The sequence below is a fragment of the Nocardioides sp. B-3 genome (assembly GCF_024703895.1).
Classification (GTDB): domain Bacteria; phylum Actinomycetota; class Actinomycetes; order Propionibacteriales; family Nocardioidaceae; genus Nocardioides.
Genome location: NZ_CP087968.1, coordinates 3,215,708 through 3,230,466, shown reverse-complemented (window position 1 = coordinate 3,230,466; position 14,759 = coordinate 3,215,708). Strand labels below are relative to the sequence as shown.

15 protein-coding genes and 6 pseudogenes are annotated in these 14,759 nt (G+C 70.6%); 6 read left to right on the top strand and 15 right to left on the bottom strand.

The features are described from left to right. Positions 1 to 40: 40 nt before the first annotated feature. The 8 genes and pseudogenes from hemW to LP418_RS21465 all read right to left on the bottom strand — a co-directional run bounded on the left by hemW (position 41) and on the right by LP418_RS21465 (position 6,592). A pseudogene (hemW, locus tag LP418_RS21500) lies at positions 41 to 1,227 on the bottom strand (radical SAM family heme chaperone HemW). 55 nt (positions 1,228 to 1,282) lie between these two features. Beyond that, a complete protein-coding gene (locus LP418_RS21495; protein WP_257953604.1) occupies positions 1,283 to 1,969 on the bottom strand; it encodes a multicopper oxidase domain-containing protein in 687 nt (228 codons plus the stop codon). Between the two features lie 52 nt (positions 1,970 to 2,021). Continuing rightward, positions 2,022 to 2,717, bottom strand: coding sequence for a multicopper oxidase domain-containing protein (locus LP418_RS21490; RefSeq protein ID WP_257953603.1), 696 nt, complete (start codon positions 2,715 to 2,717; stop codon positions 2,022 to 2,024). 3 nt (positions 2,718 to 2,720) lie between these two features. Then, positions 2,721 to 3,197 (bottom strand): hypothetical protein, encoded by a 477-nt coding sequence (locus LP418_RS21485; protein ID WP_257953602.1) that lies wholly within the window; start codon positions 3,195 to 3,197, stop codon positions 2,721 to 2,723. Between the two features lie 173 nt (positions 3,198 to 3,370). After that, the gene (locus tag LP418_RS21480; RefSeq protein ID WP_257953601.1) at positions 3,371 to 3,553 is read right to left on the bottom strand and encodes a hypothetical protein; all 183 of its coding nucleotides are present in this window, start codon (positions 3,551 to 3,553) and stop codon (positions 3,371 to 3,373) included. After that, a pseudogene (locus LP418_RS21475) lies at positions 3,514 to 4,951 on the bottom strand (AMP-dependent synthetase/ligase). Before LP418_RS21475 ends, LP418_RS21480 begins: the two are co-directional and overlap by 40 nt. A 50-nt stretch (positions 4,952 to 5,001) precedes the next feature. Continuing rightward, a pseudogene (locus LP418_RS21470) lies at positions 5,002 to 5,193 on the bottom strand (long-chain fatty acid--CoA ligase); the annotation flags it as partial. Positions 5,194 to 5,266: 73 nt separating this feature from the next. After that, positions 5,267 to 6,592: an aminoglycoside phosphotransferase family protein gene (locus LP418_RS21465; RefSeq protein WP_257953600.1), complete on the bottom strand. Its 1,326-nt coding sequence runs from the start codon at positions 6,590 to 6,592 to the stop codon at positions 5,267 to 5,269. A 101-nt stretch (positions 6,593 to 6,693) separates the two neighbouring features. Between LP418_RS21465 and LP418_RS34155 the strand changes: the two genes are divergently transcribed. The 3 genes from LP418_RS34155 to LP418_RS21455 are packed head-to-tail and all read left to right on the top strand — an operon-like array spanning position 6,694 to position 7,906. Beyond that, positions 6,694 to 7,035, top strand: coding sequence for a hypothetical protein (locus LP418_RS34155; protein WP_442939975.1), 342 nt, complete (start codon positions 6,694 to 6,696; stop codon positions 7,033 to 7,035). Then, positions 7,035 to 7,565 (top strand): FAD-dependent oxidoreductase, encoded by a 531-nt coding sequence (locus tag LP418_RS34150; RefSeq protein WP_442940299.1) that lies wholly within the window; start codon positions 7,035 to 7,037, stop codon positions 7,563 to 7,565. The genes LP418_RS34155 and LP418_RS34150 overlap by 1 nt, the downstream gene beginning before the upstream one ends. After that, a complete protein-coding gene (locus LP418_RS21455) occupies positions 7,562 to 7,906 on the top strand; it encodes a DoxX family protein (RefSeq protein WP_257953598.1) in 345 nt (114 codons plus the stop codon). Before LP418_RS34150 ends, LP418_RS21455 begins: the two co-directional genes overlap by 4 nt. Positions 7,907 to 7,925: 19 nt before the next feature. Here LP418_RS21455 and LP418_RS21450 read toward each other — a convergent pair whose 3' ends face one another. Continuing rightward, positions 7,926 to 8,336: a helix-turn-helix transcriptional regulator gene (locus LP418_RS21450; RefSeq protein ID WP_257953597.1), complete on the bottom strand. Its 411-nt coding sequence runs from the start codon at positions 8,334 to 8,336 to the stop codon at positions 7,926 to 7,928. After that, a complete protein-coding gene (locus tag LP418_RS21445; RefSeq protein WP_257953596.1) occupies positions 8,329 to 8,760 on the bottom strand; it encodes a DUF6597 domain-containing transcriptional factor in 432 nt (143 codons plus the stop codon). The genes LP418_RS21450 and LP418_RS21445 overlap by 8 nt, the downstream gene beginning before the upstream one ends. 51 nt (positions 8,761 to 8,811) lie before the next feature. On the opposite strand from LP418_RS21445, the gene LP418_RS21440 reads away from it, so the two are divergent. The 3 genes from LP418_RS21440 to LP418_RS21430 are packed head-to-tail and all read left to right on the top strand — an operon-like array spanning position 8,812 to position 10,958. After that, positions 8,812 to 9,408 carry a maleylpyruvate isomerase family mycothiol-dependent enzyme gene (locus LP418_RS21440; protein WP_257953595.1) on the top strand — a complete coding sequence of 199 codons (597 nt, stop codon included), beginning with the start codon at positions 8,812 to 8,814 and terminating at the stop codon, positions 9,406 to 9,408. Positions 9,409 to 9,417: 9 nt separating this feature from the next. Continuing rightward, complete coding sequence (locus tag LP418_RS21435) at positions 9,418 to 10,515, top strand: winged helix DNA-binding domain-containing protein (RefSeq protein ID WP_257953594.1); 1,098 nt, start codon at positions 9,418 to 9,420, stop codon at positions 10,513 to 10,515. 47 nt (positions 10,516 to 10,562) lie between these two features. Then, the gene (locus LP418_RS21430; protein WP_257953593.1) at positions 10,563 to 10,958 is read left to right on the top strand and encodes an XdhC family protein; all 396 of its coding nucleotides are present in this window, start codon (positions 10,563 to 10,565) and stop codon (positions 10,956 to 10,958) included. 154 nt (positions 10,959 to 11,112) lie between these two features. Here the strand turns inward: LP418_RS21430 and LP418_RS34145 are convergent. The 5 genes and pseudogenes from LP418_RS34145 to LP418_RS21410 all read right to left on the bottom strand — a co-directional run. After that, positions 11,113 to 11,289: pseudogene (locus LP418_RS34145) on the bottom strand (HutD family protein); the annotation flags it as partial. Between the two features lie 43 nt (positions 11,290 to 11,332). Beyond that, a pseudogene (locus LP418_RS34140) lies at positions 11,333 to 11,470 on the bottom strand (HutD family protein); the annotation flags it as partial. Between the two features lie 3 nt (positions 11,471 to 11,473). Then, positions 11,474 to 13,374: pseudogene (lepA, locus tag LP418_RS21420) on the bottom strand (translation elongation factor 4). 46 nt (positions 13,375 to 13,420) lie between these two features. Beyond that, entirely contained in the window at positions 13,421 to 14,218 is a 798-nt protein-coding gene (locus LP418_RS21415) for a maleylpyruvate isomerase family mycothiol-dependent enzyme (protein ID WP_257953591.1), read from the bottom strand. Further along, positions 14,215 to 14,511: a hypothetical protein gene (locus tag LP418_RS21410; RefSeq protein ID WP_257953590.1), complete on the bottom strand. Its 297-nt coding sequence runs from the start codon at positions 14,509 to 14,511 to the stop codon at positions 14,215 to 14,217. Before LP418_RS21410 ends, LP418_RS21415 begins: the two co-directional genes overlap by 4 nt. Positions 14,512 to 14,759 lie beyond the last annotated feature (248 nt).

Sequence of the window (14,759 nt, the reverse complement as noted above, 5' to 3'; positions counted from 1 at the left end):
GGCGAAGCCCCGCAGCCGCTTGCGGCAAGAGGAGAAACCCTCAGGTCAGGTCGCGCACGACCGCGTCGGCGAGGAGCCGCCCGCGCCGGGTCAGGATCAGCCGCTCGGTCGCGAGCGTGACCAGCCCCTCCTCGACGAGCCGCGCGACCTGCGCCCGCCCGTGGCGATCGAGGGCGAGGACCGGCAGTCCGTCGCGGAGCCGGAGTTCGAGCAGGATGCGCTCGGACGCGACGGTCGTCGTCGCTGAGCTGCTCGTGGGCCGGGGCCGGACTCGTGCCGGCGGCCAGCCTGTCGGCGTACGCCGCGGGATGCTTGACGTTCCACCAGCGCACGCCGCCGACGTGCGAGTGTGCGCCCGGGCCGGCGCCCCACCAGTGGCCGCCGGTCCAGTAGAGGATGTTGTGGCGACACCGGCTCTCGGGCCGACGCGCCCAGTTGGAGACCTCGTACCACTCCAGCCCGGCGGCCGTGAGCCGCTCGTCGGCGAGGTCGTACTTGTCGGCGAGGTCGTCGTCGTCGGGCATGGGCAACTCGCCACGACGCACGCGTCGCGCCAGCGCGGTGCCGTCCTCGACGATGAGCGAGTACGCCGACACGTGGTCGGGCTCGCACGCGAGCGCCGCTTCGAGCGAGGTCTCCCAGTCGGCCACCGATTCCCCCGGCGTGCCGTAGATCAGGTCGAGCGACACCTCGTCGAAGCCGGCCTGCCGGGCCCAGTCGACGGCGGCCGGGACCCGCAGCGGGTCGTGCGTGCGATCGAGCACCCGGAGCACGTGGTCGACCGCGGACTGCATGCCGATGCTGATCCGGTTGAAGCCGACAGAGCGCAGCTCGGCGAGGTCCCGTGCGGTCACGCTGTCGGGGTTGGCCTCGGTGGTGATCTCCACGTCGTCGGCCAGCCCGAACTCGGCGGCCGCGCTCGCCACGACCGCACCCGGGTCGGCCGGCTTGATCAGGGTGGGTGTGCCGCCGCCGAAGAAGATGGTGTCGATCTGCACGTCCCGGTCCCCCAGCACGCGACGCGCGTGTCGGATCTCCGCGATCACCGCTTCGGCGTACGTCGAGCGCGACGCGCCGGGCGCGTCCCCCAGCTCCTCGGCGGTGTAGGTGTTGAAGTCGCAGTAGCCGCAGCGCACGGTGCAGAACGGAACGTGGACGTAGAGCCCGAACGGCTGGGAGCCGAACTCCGCCAGCGCCGCCTCGGGGAAGCGATCCGTCTGCGGGCATGACGAGACCGGCGGGTTGGGCGGGGGGCACGTGCACATCCAACCACCAGCAGGAGTCACTCGGGCTGGTTGGCCCGCTGGCCGCCCACACGGAAGGACGACCGCACGCCGTCGTACATCAGGTGCGCGACCAGCCCCTCCGCGGCATGGGGCAGGTTGTGGCAGTGATCCATCCAGATCCCGGGGTTGTCGGCGACGAAGGCGATCTCGTAGGTCTCGTTCACGCCGACCTCGAGGGAGTCGACCCACCACGGGCTGCCCGTCGACGGCTGACCGTTGCGCGAGAGCACGAGGGCGTGATGACCGTGCAGGTGCATCGGGTGGGCCTCGTCGCTGCTGTTGTCGATCTCGATCACCGCGATGTCGTTCTCGCTGACCACGAACATCGGGACATCCGGGAAGAGATGGCCGTTGATCGACCACCACATCCCGGGTCGGCCGTCCGGGAAGCCCGGGCGCTTGCCGATGCTGTACTCGAACCGCCGATCCGGCTCGGACACGTCCAGCCCCGGATCGGTCGGCTCGCCGTAGCTCAGCAGGTCGACGAACTCCTCCGGCACCGCCGGCTGAGCCGTCGTCGGGTCCTGCCCGAGCACCAGCGCCGTGGTGCCGCCCAGATCGACTCGTGCACCGCCGTCGGGCACGACGAAGCCGAGGTCCACCCGGCCGCCGGCCGAGACCTGCACCGCGACCCCCTCGACCCGGCCGGGCCGGTTGAGGTCGGTGCCGTCGACGGCCAGCACTCCGGTACGGCGCGCCGGTGACCCGAGGCCGAGGTGACGGCGTTGTCCGTGTTCACCACCCGCAGCCGCACCTGCTGCCCGGGTTCGGCCACGACCGTCGTCGCACCGGCCTCACCGTTGAGCTGGGCCCGTCGTCGTAGCGATGCACGACCGCGACCTCGTCCATCACGTCGCTGTCGGACGGGCCGGCCGGATGGATCACGAGAGCCCCGAACAGTCCTCCCCGGACCTGAGCGTGGGAGACCTGGTGCGAGTGGTACCAGAAGGTCCCGGGCCGGTCGGCGACGAAGCGGTAGACGAACTCCTCGCCCGGCAGGACCGCGTCCCGGGTGACCCCCGCGACCCCATCGGCCGCGTTGGGCACGTCGACCCCGTGCCAGTGCAGGGTGGTGCCCTCGGCGACGTTGTCGTTGACCAGCGTCACCCGGACGAGGTCACCGACGGTCGCCTCCAGCACTGGCCCCGGGGAGCTTCCGTTGACGGTGTAGTCGCCGTCCTCGACGCGCACGGCCAACCGGGCAGTGACATCGGCCGGTCGCTCCGGGTCGGCGGTGAGGTCGGCCACCGCGACACCGTCGTGCCCGGCGTGCGCCTCGGCGGGGCCGCCTCCCTGATCGGCGTAGCCCATCTCGGCCGAGTCGTAGGTGTCGGGCAAGCGACTGGCAGACCGGGACCAGCCCAGAGCCGGGACCAGCGCGCCGGTGGCTGCGCTGGCCAGCCACAGCCGGAACCGCGGGCGTGCCGCCACCTGCTAGACAACCACGGAGGCGGCGGAGCTCGGTGCCGTGCTGCCCACCTCTGCCCGTCGAGCGGCCACGACTGCGAGACCGAGAATCAGCAACGCGTTCAGCCCGTGCAGTCCTCCGAACCCCGAGCCGACCTCTCGGGCCAGCATCGGGAGCACGATCACCTGCAGGGCGACCGGGACGACGAGACCGACGGCCATCTTCACCCCGCCCGGCACCTTGGCGAAGAACGAGACCACCAGCATCACCAGCGTGGTCAGGGGGATCAGCATCAGCCCGTTGAAGAACATGTGGATGGCGAAGCCCCACTCGGCCGTGAACTCCTGATCGCAGTCCGTGCACTCGAGCAGGGCCTTGTCGACGACGCCGCCGTCGTTGTTGATCCAGTTGCTCAGTCCGAAGAACGCCCGGGCGATCGCGAACGCCTGCACGACGACCAGCACCGCTATGGCATAGCCAAGGAACCGATATGTCTTCCTCATGGTTCGACTCTCCCGCTCGGGGTGGCCGTGCCGAATCACCTTTTCAGGGGATCTCCTGACTCGGATCGGAAAGGCACCCGGGGAATGGCGAATGGGTGCCGGTGGTCTCCCACCGGCACCCATTCAGCCGTGCGTTGCCGTGCGCTCCCTGTGCGGGTGCGATGAACCGACCGTCAGGCGTAGAGCCCGTCGATCACGCTCTTGTAGTTGTCCTCGACGACGCTGCGCTTGACCTTCATCGAGGGGGTCAGCTCGCCGGACTCGATCGTCAGGTCGTGGTCGAGCAGCTCCCACTTCTTGATGGTCTCCCAGCGGTTCAGCTTGGCGTTGAGCTGGTCGACGTAGTCGCTGACCATCGCCTTGACCTTGTCGCTGCGGACGATGTCGGTGTAGGACGCGCCCTCCATGTCGTTCTCCGCGGCCCAGCCGGCCATCGCGTCGGGGTCGAGCGCGACCGGGGGCGATGACGTAGTTGCGCTCGGCGCCGAACACCATGAACTGGCTGGCGTAGGGGCAGATCGCCTTGAACTTCGACTCGATCATCGGGGGCGCGATGTACTTGCCGCCGGAGGTCTTGAAGAGCTCCTTGATGCGACCGGTGATGGTGAGGTAGCCGTCGGCGTCCAGGGGATCCCTTGTCGCCGGTGTGCAGCCAGCCGTCGGCGTCGAGGTTGCGAGCGGTCTCCTCGGGAAGGTTGTGGTAGCCCTCCATGACGTGGGGGCCGCGCAGCAGCACCTCGTCGCCGTCACCGATCTTCACCTCGGAACCGGGGAAGGGCCGGCCGACGGTGCCGATGCGGTTCTCGAGGGGGTGGTTGACGGTCGCACCTGCGGAGTTCTCGGTCATGCCGTAGCCCTCGAGGATCACGATGCCGGCGGCGTTGAACCACTCGGCGATCTCCCGGTTGAGGGCGGCGGAGCCGGAGATGAAGAAGCGGACGCGGCCACCGAAGCGGGCGCGCACCTTGCTGAAGACGAGCTTGTCGAACAGGCCGTGCTGGAGCTTGAGGCCGACCGGGATCGACTTGCCCTCACGCTTGAGCTGCTCAACCTTGAGACCGGTCGCGAACGCCTTGTGGAAGAGCTTCTCCTTGGCTCCACCCTCGGCGGCCTGCATCGTCTGGATCCGGCCGTAGGCCTTCTCGAAGATGCGTGGAGCCGCGCCCATGAACGTCGGCTTCACCTCGGCGCAGTTGTCGACGATCTTCTCGACCCGGCCGTCGACCGCGGTCGCGAAGCCGCACGCCATCTGGGTGGAGAGCAGGACCTTGCCGAACGAGTGCGACATCGGCAGCCACAGGAACTGCAGGTCGCTCTCGTCGAGGATGTCCCTGGACGCGGATGGCTTCGCCCTCGTAGACCCGGGACTTGTGGCGCAGGCGCACACCCTTGGGGCGACCGGTCGTGCCGGAGGTGTAGATGAGGGTCGCGAGCTGGTCGGGCTCGATGGCCGCCGCCTTCTCGGCGATGATCCCCGGGTGCTCGGCGAGGTAGTCCGTGCCCAGCTTGGCCGGGTCGTCCAGCGAGATGATCCAGTCGCCGTCGGTCTTGCCGTCGAAGGTGATGACCTTGTCGACGTGCGGCAGCTCGTTGCGGTGGCTGACGAGCTTGGCGATCTGGTCGTCGTCCTCCGCGAACACGAAGCGGCTCTCGGAGTCGCTGAGGATGTACGCGGTGTCGTCGGCGTTGGTCGACGGGTAGACCGTGGTCGTGGCGCCGGCGGCGCAGGTGACCGCCAGTCGGCCGGGATCCACTCGACGCGCGTGCTCGACGCGATCCCGACGCGCTGCTCGGGCTCGAGGCCCAGCGCCAGCAGTCCGGCCGCGAGGGCCTCGACGCGCTCGCCGGTCTGCTTCCACGTGATCGACTCCCAGCCGTCACCCTTGGGGTAGCGGTAGGCCTCGTGGGCGGACGACTTCGCGACTCGGTCGTGGAACTGCACCGCAACGTTGCGGGGCAGGTTCTCCACGAAGGTTGTGTCGTGGTTGATGGGCATGCGACTCCCTGACTCACTTGCTCGGGCTGCGGCCAGCGAGGACCGCAGGGCTGACTCCCGGGAGTAACCTAGATCACCCGGTTACGCGTTGGTACGTATTGTCCGTTTCGAGACAGTGGCTAGTCCTGGACAGCCTTGGCGATGGCAATGCAGCGGGTGATCCGGGCCTGCTCGTCCGCGGCCAGCGGCCTGCTCGCTCTCTCGGCGTCCGCCACCGTCCAGTGCGCGTTGAGCACCATCCGCACGACCACCCAGTCCCGGGCACGGTCCTCATCGAGGCCGGCGGTGTCGATGAGCGCGTGGAAGCGGCGACGCACTCCCCGCGGATGTCGCCCTCCAGCTCGTCCCACCTGTTCCACAGCATCGGCGCAGGTTCGTAGTGCGGGTCGCCGTTCATCGGTTTGGGATCGATCGCCAGCCACGGCTCCCGGTCGGCGGCGAGCACGTTGGCGTAGTGCAGGTCGCCGTGGACCAGCACCCCCGTGCTGGCATCGTCGGCGACGAAGGCCCGCGCGAGCGAGGTCGCCTGCTCGACGAGTCGCCGCGGGATCGGTGCATGGCGAGGCATCCGCTGCAGGTCGTCGGTCCAGCGATCGACGTACGACGTGAGGGTGCGGAGCTGGGGCAGGGCGGGGACGTGGAGGCGGGCGTAGAGGCCGGCGACGACCTCGCACGCCTCGACGTCCCAGAGGTCGGCGAGGTCCTCGGTGTGGAGCCGTTCGAGGAGCAGGGCGCGCCGGTGCGGGTCGGCCCGCAGGAGCCTGACCACGCCGTGGCCGCCCCAGCGCTGGAGCGCGATGCCCTCGTGCTCCGACTCGTCGTCGCCGTCGAAGGTGAGCTTGAGGACGGCCGGCGCCCCCGCGTTCGTGCGCACCGGCAGCACCAGTGAGCAGAAGCCGTGCATGGCCTCGCCGTCGGTCGTGAGGGACCACTCGTCGAGGATCGTCGCGGCCGGGGCCGGGAGGCGGTCCAGCCGAGCGACCCACAGCGGGCCGAGACGTCGCTGGGCATCCAGCCCCGCGGGGACCTTCACTCGAAGGCCCCCATCAGGTCGTGCACGTGCTTCTGGAAGCCCGGGCACGCGCCGATGTCGTGCGCCTTGCAGTTGTAGGCGTGCTCGGTCATCTCCCGCGAGATCCGCATCTGCTCCATCCGCCGGTCGAGGTCGTCGAGGTGGGCCACGGAGCACCGCGTGCCGCTCGGGCGCACCGGCGTCGAGGAGCACAGCGATCTGGTCGAGCGTCATCCCCGCGTCCTTGTTCCGCTGGATCGCGGCCACCCGGACGATGTCGGGCCGGGCATAGCGGCGGCGGTCGGCGGAGTCGCGCGCCGGCGTCAGCAGACCCACGGACTCCCAGTGCCGAAGCACGTTGGTGGGCAGGTCGAAGCGCTGCGCCACCTCCCCGACCGACCGGGTGCGATCACGACTTGACTTCATGTTGACATGAAGTCACATGCTCATGTCAGTTGGCAATCCCGTTCGCCAGAAGGAGAACTCCCATGTACGACGCAATCGTGATCGGCGGCGGTCCCGCCGGCCTCCGAGGCCACCCTGACCCTCGGTCGCATGCACCGACCGACCCTGATGCTCGACTCGGGCGCCTACCGCAACGCACCGGTCGACGCCATGCACAACATCATCACCAACGACGGCCGCGACCCCGCGGAGTTCAGGTCGATCGTGCGCGCCGAGCTTGCGGCGTACGGCGACGTCGAGATCCGCGACGTCGCGGCGACGACCGTCGAGCGACTGGGAGACGGCACCTTCGAGGTGACGCTGGCCGAGGGCTCCGTCGTGACAGCCGGGGAACATCGTGCTCGCGACCGGGCTGCGCGACGTGATGCCGGACATCCCCGGCTTCGCCGAGCAGTGGGGGCGGACCGTGCACGTGTGCCCGTTCTGCCACGGCCACGAGCTCAGCGGCAAGCGCGTCGCCATCCGGGACTCGCCCAACGCCGGGCACGCGGTGGCGATGCTCTCGGCGATCGCGGGGTCGATCAAGGTGGTGCCGCCGGTGACGCGGGTGGCACCCTCGGCGGCCGGTCTCGTGGTCACCTCGGGCTCCACGACGGTCGTCGTGGACGGACTCTTCGCGCACCCCACCTTCGAGCAGGCAGCCCCCTTCGCCGCTCAGCTCGGCCTCGAGCTGCGCGAGAGTGGCGCCGTCGCGATCGACCTCTTCGGCCACACCAGCGTCCCGGGCGTGTTCGCCGCCGGCGACCGGCGCACGTCGCCGAGCTGCCGATGCCGATGCCGTCGGTGCTGGCCGCCGCCTACGCCGGTCAGCTCGCGGGCGCGATGGTGGTGCGGGAGGCGCTCATGGAGCCGGCCGGGAATTAACCGGACCGCGGTCCGCTTAGAGGTGCCATGACCATCATCGCCATCATCCTCGCCGTCCTGCTCGCCGTCGTGCTCACCTCGTCGGGCATCGCCAAGCTCAAGAAGTCCGACCAGATCGTGGAGAGCCTGACCAAGGCGGGCGTGCCGTTGAGCCTCTACCCGTTCCTCGCCGCCGTCGAGATCGCCGGCGCGATCGGTCTCGTCTGGGGCATCTGGTGGACCCCGATCGGAGTCGCCGCCGCCATCGGCGTCGTTCTCTACTTCGTCGGCGCCATCGTCTTCCACCTGCGCGCCAAGGACACCGCGATCGTGCCGCCGGCCGTCCCGGGCACGGTCGCGGCCGCGGCCGGCGTCACGCTGGCCCTCGCCTGACAGCCGCCCTGTCGCACGGTCATCGCGGCTGATCGCCGAGGTACTCCCCCGGCGTCATCCCGGTGACCGTGCGGAAGTCGTGCGTGAAGTGGGCACGGTCGGCGTAGCCGAGGCGCGCCGCCATGTCGGCCAGCGAGGAGGCACCGGCCTTCAGCGCCTCCACCGCGTCGTGAAGCCGGCGCCGCTGGATCAGCCACTTCGGGCTCATGCCGACGCGCTGCTCGACGAGCCGCTGGAGGCTCCGCTCTGACAGGCCGACATGGGCCGCGAGCTCGTCGACCCGCGTCACCTCCGGGTGATCGCGCAGCCACGCCACGACCTCGTTGATGAGCAGGCCCGGCTCATCGACCGGGAGGTACGGCGCCAGCCGCCGCTCGACGGCGGCGATCGCGCTCGCGTGCGCGGCCGGGTCGTGCGGGTCGTCATCCATCGCCGTGCACGAACCTCCGCGACGAGCGTCGCGTCGTCAGGAGGCCATCGACCTCGGTCAGGTCGATGAACGTGTCGGTGACCTCGCTGACCGACCGCCCGAGGAGCAGCCGTCCTGCCGCCGGCGTGAACATCGTGCCGACCGCCCAGCCGTCGCCCTCGAGGGTGACGCTGGAGCGCCCGCGGGTCACGCCGTAGAACCGCGCGTAGGTGTTGCTGATGACGACGAGGCAGACCGGGTGCTGGAGCGTGCTCTGCGTCGACGGCTCCGGCAGCGACCACACCGGGATCCAGAAGCGCTCGACCGGGTCGGCCAGCTCCCGTGACGCCGGGTAGCGGTGGATCGGCGGCGAGGGCCGCGTCACGCCCGTCAGGTGGGCGCGATCGACCGGGTCGACAGCACGCACTCCCCCGTTGTCAGACATGTGTCGGATTATCACAAGAGTCGCCGACGCCCGCGCTGGGAGCGTGGGGCCATGACCGAGACAGCACAGCGATTCATCGAGCGGGCCGACGCGCTCGCCGCCATCCTCGACTCCTCCGCCCAGCAGTGGGACGCCCCCACCCCGTGCGAGGGCTGGACCGTGCGCGACGTCGTCGCCCACGTCATCGACAGCGAGCGCGACTTCTTGGCGCGCCGGGGCTTCGACCCCGGCCTCGCTCCCGACGTCACCGACTCGTCCGCCGCCCGGCGCGACCACGCCAAGGCCGTCGCCGAGATACTCGGGCAGGCCGGCGTGGCCGAGCGGGAGTACGACGGCCACTTCGGCCGCACCACGATCGCGGCCACGATGGCCGACTTCTACGGCTGGGACCCGGTCATCCACGGCTCCGACGTGGCCCGCGCCACCGGGCAGCCCCGGTACATCAGTGACTCCGAAGCGGCATCCCCCGGCGGCCACGGCCGACGGCTGGGGAGACGCGCTCTACTCCGAGGGCGTCTGTACCCCGGCGGTGCCCGTGCCCGACGACGCCTCCGCCACGGACCGCCTGCTCGCCGGGCTCGGTCGCGACCCGGAGTGGCAGCCGCCCGCGCTCGCATGAGGACGGGTCCGGTCCGCGTCTGCCTCTAGCGTGAGGGCATGGCGTTCGCACTCGAGGACCTGGCGGCACTGTCGCTGGGACGACAGTTCCCCGTCGATGCTCGGGGGGTCGTGGACCTCGTGTCCGCGACCGGCCCGGTGCAGTCCCAGACGGCACGCTCCCCCTTCATCGGGCTGGCCGCGCGCCGGCTCGGCACGACGCACGAAGAGATCACGGCGGCGTACGAATCGGGAGAGATCGTGCGCGGCAGCACCATCCGCGGGACGGTGCACACGGCGACGCCGGAGCAGTACGCCGCACTCGGTGCCGCGACCCGGGTCGGCCAGCGCACGCTGTGGCAGCGGATGCTCAAGCTCGAACACGGCACCCTCGACGAGCTGTGGGCCGCGACCGAGGAGTTCGCCGCCGACTGGCGCACGCCCGACGAGCTGCAGCAGCACCTGCACGACTGGCTGGTGTCGCACGAGGGGCGCGACGAGGTGACCGGTCAGCAGGCGGGGCGCTACCCGGCGTTCGGGCACGGCGGGCTCGTCCGTCGGCCGGTGAACGGCACTTGGTCGGGGCAGGGGGCGCCGGTCTACCGGACGCTCCGCCCGGCCGAGCCCATGACGCCCGTCGACGCCGTCGCGCTGCACGTGCGCTGCCACGGACCGGTCTCGAGGCACGACATCGCGTGGTGGTCGGGCCTCGGCCTGCGCGTCGTCGACGAGGCCATCGACTCGCTGGGCCCGGTGGGCGTCCAAGGTCCTGACGGACGGTCGTACGTCGACGTACGCGCCCCGACGGCCGGGCGCTCCCTCGACGGCGTGCGCTTCCTGCCGGAGTTCGACGCGCTCATGTGCGGCTACGACCCGTCGTCGCGGGATCGCTTCGCGCACCCCGGGCACCTGCGCCGGCTCTGGAACCTGAGCAACGGGATGGTGCTGCCACCGCTGCTCGTCGACGGCCGGATCACCGGCTACTGGCGCGCCACGGGCTCGGCCCGGAAGCGGCCGCTCGAGGTCGTGTGGTTCGCCGGCACCCGCAAGCCGCGTCAGTCCGAGCTGTCGGAGCCGGTCTCCTCCCCGGAGGCAGCCCTCGACATCACGATCACCGGGGTGACGCTGACCCGCGAGAGTGTCAGTGTGGGCGCATGAGGGAACAGCCTTGGTCCGACGATGGCCCGCAGCCCGGCCGGATCTCGGTGCTGAGCGACAACCCGATCGCGCGCGCGATCGTGGTCATCGCGACGACCGTCGGTCGCGAGGTGGTCGTGCAGGCCGCCGACGACGGTGGCCCCGGCTTCGGCTTCGAGCCCGGCGACGCGGTCGTGCTGTGCGACCACGACGCGCCGGACGCGCCGGCCGTGCTGCGTGCGGCGCTCGTCTCGGACGCCGCCTACGTCGCGATGATGGCCAGCCGCCGACGGTCCGAGGGCCCGGTCGCCGAGCTGCTGGCCGAGGGCGTCGACGTCAGCCGGCTGCACGTCCCCGCCGGGCACAACCTCGGCGGCAAGGCGCCCGGTGAGATCGCGCTGTCCGTCGTGGCCGAGATCGTCGCGGAGTCCTACGACCGTCCGGGAGGCGCGCTACGCGGGTGACCTGTCCGGGGGTGATCACCGCGAGCGTGCAGCGGCCGGACACCTCGGCCGGACCCACCACCGGGTCGTACGGCGACGCGTCGTCGCCTCCTGCCGCGGCCTGTCCCTGCAGCACCAGCGCTGCCCGGTCATCGGCGAGCGGCAGCGTCGAGGTGCGTCCGAGCTCGAGCACCGTGACGAACGGGTCGACCAACGCCGGGTCGACGATCACGTTCAGGGCGACCACCGGCCCCTCGGGCACCGACGCGGTCACGACCGCGTCGCCGGCGAAGGCGAACGGACGGCGCGGCTCGACGACCTGCTCGACGCCGTCGACGTCCAGCGCCAGCACCAAGCCGTCGACCACCGTGAGCAGTCGCGCGCCCGGGGAAGGACGAGAACGGCCCGTCCTGCTCGATGTCGGCGAGGCTGATCCGCCGGGCGCCGTCGTCGGCGACGAGCAGCTCACGCGTCGTGCCGCCGCCGTTGGCCCACGGCTGGGGCGCGACCGCGCTGCGGCGTACGACGCTCACGACCTACTTCTTCGTCTCCGTCGGCTGCGTGGTCGACAGCGCGGCGATGAAGGCCTCCTGCGGCACTTCGACGCGGCCGACCATCTTCATCCGCTTCTTGCCTTCCTTCTGCTTCTCGAGCAGCTTGCGCTTGCGGGTGATGTCACCGCCGTAGCACTTGGCGAGCACGTCCTTGCGGATGGCGCGGATGTTCTCGCGGGCGATCACGCGCGCCGATGGCGGCCCGGATCGGCACCTCGAACTGCTGGCGCGGGATGAGGTCCTTGAGCTTGCCGGCCATCATCACGCCGTAGCCGTAGGCCGAGTCGCGGTGCACGATCGCGGAGAACGCGTCGACCGGCTCGCCCTGAAGAAGGATGTCGACCTTGACGAGGTCGGCGGCCTGCTCGCCGGAGCGTTCGTAGTCGAGGGAGGCGTAGCCCTTGGTGCGCGACTTGAGCTGGTCGAAGAAGTCGAAGACGATCTCGCCCATCGGCAGCGTGTAGCGCATCTCGACGCGGTCCTCGGAGATGTAGTCCATCCCCTGCAAGTTGCCGCGCTTGGTCTGGCAGAGCTCCATGATCGTGCCGATGTGGTCGCTCGGGCTGAGGATCGTGGCCTTGACGACCGGCTCGTGCACCTCGGCGATCTTGCCCTCGGGGTATTCGCTCGGGTTGGTGACGACGACCTTGGAGCCGTCCTCCATCAGCACCTCGTAGACCACGTTCGGCGCGGTCGAGATGAGGTCGAGGTTGAACTCGCGCTCGAGGCGGTCGCGGGTGATCTCCATGTGCAGGAGCCCGAGGAAGCCGATGCGGAAGCCGAAGCCGAGCGCGCCCGAGGTCTCCGGCTCGAAGGTCAGCGCGGCGTCGTTGAGCTGGAGCCGCTCGAGGGCATCGCGCAGCGTCGGGTAGTCGTCGCCGTCGATCGGGTAGAGCCCGGAGTAGACCATCGGGTTGGGGTGCTTGTAGCCGCCGAGCGCGTCGGTCGCGCCGTGGTGCTGGCTGGTGACCGTGTCGCCGACCCGGGACTGGCGTACGTCCTTCACGCCGGTGATGAGGTAGCCGACCTCGCCGACACCCGGGTCGCCGGCCTTGACCGGCTCCGGGCTGATGACACCGACCTCGAGCATCTCGTGCACGGCACCGGTCGACATCATCTTGATCCGGTCGCGGTGCGAGAGCTTGCCGTCGATGACACGGACGTAGGTGACGACGCCGCGGTAGGTGTCGTAGACGGAGTCGAAGATCAGCGCGCGGCGGGGCGTCGGGGTCGCCGACGGGCGCGGGGGTCTGCAGCACGATCTCGTTGAGGAGACCCGCGACGCCGACACCGGTCTTGGCGCTCACGCGCAGCACCTCGTGCGGCTCGCAGCCGACGAGGCCGGCCAGCTCTGCGGCGTACTTCTCGACCATCGCGCCGGGCAGGTCGATCTTGTTGAGCACCGGGATGATGTGGAGGTCGGCGCCCATCGCGAGGTAGAGGTTGGCGAGCGTCTGCGCCTCGATGCCCCGGGCGGCGTCGACCAGCAGCACGGCGGCCTCGCAGGCCTCGAGCGAGCGGGAGACCTCGTAGGTGAAGTCGACGTGGCCGGGGGTGTCGATCATGTTGAGGACGTAGGTGCCCGGCTCGGCGCCCTCGTCGTTGTCGGCCGGCACGGTCCACGGCATGCGGACCGCCCGGCTCTTGATCGTGATGCCGCGCTCGCGCTCGATGTCCATGCGGTCGAGGTACTGCGCCCGCGCCGCACGCGCGTCGACGACGCCCGTCAGCTGCAGCATCCGGTCGGCCAGCGTCGACTTGCCGTGGTCGATGTGGGCGATGATGCAGAAGTTGCGGATGATCGCCGGATCGGTCTGGCCCGGCTTGGGCGCGTTCTTCAGGGACACGGGCGACTTTCTGCAGCGGTACGGCGGAGTCGCCATTCTTCCACGCAGGGCAGCCGGACCCCGATTCAGCGCCGAGATGGGATCAGAAGACCACGCGAGCCGCTCGCAGCTCGTCCGCCAACCGGGTCGGACCGTCGAGCGGTACGTCGCCGTGCCGGCCCGACAGTGACCTCATCACCGTCACGGCGTCACCCTCGAGGCGGCCGGTCACGGCCCCCTCCCCGACCAGCCAGCTGCCACCGCCACGACCCGTGAGGACGAGCTCGAAGGCGGGGCCGGTCCACGCGGCATCGAGGTCGCGCACGACACGGGCAACCACCTCGCCCTCCGCCGTCGATGTCGGCATCGGCTGGCCCGTCGCGCGGGCGAGGTCGACGCGGTGCAGCCAGAGGTCTCGGGTGTAGATGACGTCGAGGGCGTAGCTCATGCGAACGCCGGGGCGCAGCCCCGCGAAGGTCGGCAGCTTGACCGCGCGCATCAGCCGGGGTTGCCGGCGTCGGGCGCGGGGCGCCCCCGCGGCCCAGCGCTCGAGGTCGGCCCGCAGCTCCTCCGCGGACATGCCCGCCCGGCGCTCGATCTGGAGGTCGCACACGTGCCCGGCCGGGTCGCGGTCCGAGGGCTTGCGGAGCCGGAGCGCCGCCTTGGTCATGTGCACGGCGCTCACGCCCATCCGCACGGCCTCCTCCGATGCTCCCGCGAGATGGGCCACCAGCTCGCGCACGGTCCACTCGGTGCAGTCGGTCTGCGCGGCCCAGTGCTCGGGCTCCGGGGCGCCCACACGGGCCACCAGTGCGGCGTACTCGGCGGTGCTGTGTCGTTCGGCGTCGGCGCGCGACGTCTGCGGCAGGTGCGCTGCTCGCTGGTTGGTGCTGGTCGTCATGGGGTCCTCCCGGTTGAGTAGAAGTTGATGAACATGTCGACGAAGGAGTCGAGGTAGCGGGACACGCGTCCCTCCTCGAGGGAGACGCCCGGCTCGTTGGAGAGCTGTTGGCTGATCACGCCGGTGACCAGCGCCGACCAGACCTGCGTGAGCTCCTCGATGGGCACATCGGTGCGGAGGTCGCCCCGATCGTTCGCCCGGGCGAGGCCGTCCATGAACGTGCTCATCGTGGCGACGGCCGGCTCGAACGCCTCCGGACTGGGCTCCCGGGACGGGACCGGACGCCAGAACATCAGCTGCGCCTGTGCTGGGTGCTCGGCCGCCCAGACGACGAGCAGCCGGAACGACTCGGTCAGCTGGGCCCGCAGGTCCTCCAGCGGGAGCAGGCCACCGACGAGCCCGCCGATCTCGACCCAGCCCCGACGGAAGATCTCGTCGTAGAGCGCGGCCTTGGAGTCGAAGTAGCCGTAGAGCGAGGGCGTGCGGATGCCCAGCTCGCGGGCGACGGCACCCGAGGCTGAGCCCGCCAGCGCCGACGCGC

Excerpts from the sequence above, each read along its gene's own strand:
- LP418_RS21415 (WP_257953591.1), bottom strand. The coding sequence starts at position 14,218 with ATGACGACCAGCACCAACCAGCGAGCAGCGCACCTGCCGCAGACGTCG.
- LP418_RS21440 (WP_257953595.1), top strand. The coding sequence starts at position 8,812 with ATGACCGAGACAGCACAGCGATTCATCGAGCGGGCCGACGCGCTCGCC.
- LP418_RS21455 (WP_257953598.1), top strand. The coding sequence starts at position 7,562 with ATGACCATCATCGCCATCATCCTCGCCGTCCTGCTCGCCGTCGTGCTC.
- LP418_RS34155 (WP_442939975.1), top strand. The coding sequence starts at position 6,694 with ATGTACGACGCAATCGTGATCGGCGGCGGTCCCGCCGGCCTCCGAGGC.
- LP418_RS34150 (WP_442940299.1), top strand. The coding sequence starts at position 7,035 with ATGCCGGACATCCCCGGCTTCGCCGAGCAGTGGGGGCGGACCGTGCAC.
- LP418_RS21485 (WP_257953602.1), bottom strand. The coding sequence starts at position 3,197 with ATGAGGAAGACATATCGGTTCCTTGGCTATGCCATAGCGGTGCTGGTC.
- LP418_RS21480 (WP_257953601.1), bottom strand. The coding sequence starts at position 3,553 with ATGGTCAGCGACTACGTCGACCAGCTCAACGCCAAGCTGAACCGCTGG.
- LP418_RS21445 (WP_257953596.1), bottom strand. The coding sequence starts at position 8,760 with ATGTCTGACAACGGGGGAGTGCGTGCTGTCGACCCGGTCGATCGCGCC.
- LP418_RS21435 (WP_257953594.1), top strand. The coding sequence starts at position 9,418 with ATGGCGTTCGCACTCGAGGACCTGGCGGCACTGTCGCTGGGACGACAG.
- LP418_RS21450 (WP_257953597.1), bottom strand. The coding sequence starts at position 8,336 with ATGGATGACGACCCGCACGACCCGGCCGCGCACGCGAGCGCGATCGCC.
- LP418_RS21410 (WP_257953590.1), bottom strand. The coding sequence starts at position 14,511 with ATGTTCTGGCGTCCGGTCCCGTCCCGGGAGCCCAGTCCGGAGGCGTTC.